3 protein-coding genes are annotated in these 2303 nt (G+C 51.0%); 1 reads left to right on the forward strand and 2 read right to left on the reverse strand.

What is annotated here, in order from left to right; translation table 11 throughout:
* On the reverse strand, positions 1-310 hold a 310-nt coding region (locus VIM87_RS01805; RefSeq protein WP_331995317.1), incomplete at its 3' end, for an Ldh family oxidoreductase.
* Positions 311-378: 68 nt separating this feature from the next.
* On the opposite strand from VIM87_RS01805, the gene VIM87_RS01810 reads away from it, so the two are divergent.
* On the forward strand, positions 379-1572 hold the full coding sequence (locus VIM87_RS01810) for an MFS transporter (protein ID WP_331995318.1): 1194 nt from the start codon (positions 379-381) through the stop codon (positions 1570-1572).
* Here the strand turns inward: VIM87_RS01810 and VIM87_RS01815 are convergent.
* Positions 1517-2303, reverse strand: a 787-nt coding sequence (locus VIM87_RS01815) for a delta-60 repeat domain-containing protein (protein ID WP_331995319.1), incomplete at its 5' end; no start/stop codon positions are given. The two genes, VIM87_RS01810 and VIM87_RS01815, sit on opposite strands and share 56 nt — an antisense overlap.

Here is a 2303-nt window from a genome sequence, read left to right on the forward strand (position 1 = left end):
CCTGCGCCAGCTCAATAGCGCGCTGCATACAGGCCGTGGCGTTATACATGCCCGCGCCCAGGTTGCCCGTCCAGGTTTCCAGGAGGCCGTTCTTTTCCAGCAGCGCAGGTTCTGCATCCGGGTGCACCAGCCCATCTTTTACATATTGTACAAATACGGGGAAGCGGTTTAGCCCGTGGGAGTGTACGCCGTCGCGGCTGTTGCTGGCAAAGATGTGGGCGCATAAGGCCGCTCTTTTTTCAGGGAAATTAAGCTGCAGCAATACTTTTCTGAACGCCTGTTCCAGCTGTGCAAATGGTATCCGTATCATAGCTTTAAATTACAAAATTTAGCTACTACTTTTTTCTAGCTTTGCAGGGTCAGAAAAACAGGGAGCCCATGCACAGCCAACCATTACGGAAATCAGATACCTTATTTATGTCAGCCTGCTGCGGGCTGGTGGTAGCTAACATTTATTACTGCCAGCCGCTGATACCGTTGATTGCCAAAGACTTTCACATACCCGAAAGCCGTGCCGGCCGCATTGCCTGGCTTACGCAAATAGGTTATGCCAGCGGCCTGTTGCTGCTGGTGCCTTTGGGCGATATTATGGAACGCCGCAAACAGATCCTTATTTGCATGGTGGCTGCGATGTTATCATTGTCCCTGGCCGCTATGTCGCCTAACTTTTTTGTATTGCAGATAGCCAGCTTCCTGGTGGGGCTAAGCTCTATTGCCGTTCAGCTGATAATACCGCTGGGTGCGCATCTTGCCTCGGATGAAAAGCGGGGCAGCGTTATAGGCGCCATTATGGGCGGGGTAATTGTGGGTATCCTGGCATCCCGCTCTGTAAGCGGTACTTTGGGCGCTATTTTCGGATGGCAGGAAATTTATTTTATGGCAGCAGGCATCTGTGCAGTGCTGTTTATATTAATGCGCCTGCGTTTTCCGCAAAGCCATCCTACTTTTAACGGTACTTACCGCCAGCTGATGGCATCGCTGGTATATTATATCCGTACACAGCCGGCATTACGCCTGGCAGCTTTCCGCAACTTTATGAGCTTTGCAGCGCTCAGCGGTTTTTGGGTAACCATGGTATTGTTCCTGTCTGCACCGCCGTTTAATTATAAAAGCTCCGTCATTGGCCTGTTTGGGCTGGCCGGAGCTGCAAGTGCCCTTGCATCGCCACTGGTGGGTAAGCGCAGTGACGGCAAGGGCACACAGCTGAATATATGGATAGGACTGCTCATGGAGCTGGCCAGCTTCGTAGCATTCTATTTTACCGGCGGCAGCCTGTATCTGCTTATACTGGGCATTATACTGGTAGATGTTGGGCACCAGACCATTCAGATCTCCAATCAAACCATCATCTACTCCATAATGCCGGAAGCGCGCAACCGCTTTAACACCGTATTTATGACCAGCACTTTCATTGGCGGCGCCTGTGGATCGGCCATTGGTATTGGCCTCTGGAACATTGGCCACTGGCCGGCGTTCTGCATTGGCGGCGCACTAATGGTATTAATAAATATTATTGTTACTGGTACTTTATCCGCAAGATCCGGTTACATGGCCGGAAGTCAAACCTCGTAAAGCTGCCTACTGCCAGCATGGAATGGTCATTCGGCAGCTGCAGCACTTTGGTAAAAGCCGCGTTCACATCATTGGTGCCCATGTTAATACCGCCATTGGTATTATAGGTAGTATGCACGCTGCCATCCGGGTTTAATACCACAAAGTTGTTCCGCACTACATTGTTAAATGAGGTAAAGGCGCCCGATAAAATGATCTGCCCCTGCGGCATTATACTGATGTTATAAACTGTACCCTCTGCTCCTGTACCTACCTGTAACGATGGATCCAGGCTGCCATCAGGCAGCAGGCGCACGATATACGGCACGGCCAGGCCGCCATAGGTATTGAATAAACCGGTTAGCACAAACTTACCATCCGGCTGCTGCGCAACATCATATATCGGGAAGTTGGCGCCCTCCGCGCTTTTGAACGTAGGGTCAAGGCTGCCATCTGTATTAATGCGTGCAATGCGCTGCGCGGGCTGCCCGTTATACTTGGTAAATCCGCCTACGATCAGCACTTTGCCATCCGGCAGGTAAAGAGATTTATTAATGGCGCCGTTCACGCCTTCTTTACCACGATGGTTCACCAGGTCGTAGTTGTACGAAGTGTCCAGCGTACCATCCGGATGCAGGCGGGCCATAAAGTTCACCATGGTAGAGTCCAGGTGCAGGGAGTCGCCGCCCGTTACAGATACCAGGTTGTAATTAGGCTTTACATAATAACGGAAGTAACCTACTACTATCATC

The sequence above is a fragment of the Chitinophaga sp. genome (assembly GCF_036569125.1).
Taxonomy (GTDB): domain Bacteria; phylum Bacteroidota; class Bacteroidia; order Chitinophagales; family Chitinophagaceae; genus Chitinophaga.

Bases quoted from the DNA above. Each gene is read 5' to 3' on its own strand.
- VIM87_RS01810 (WP_331995318.1), top strand. From the start codon at position 379: ATGCACAGCCAACCATTACGGAAATCAGATACCTTATTTATGTCAGCC.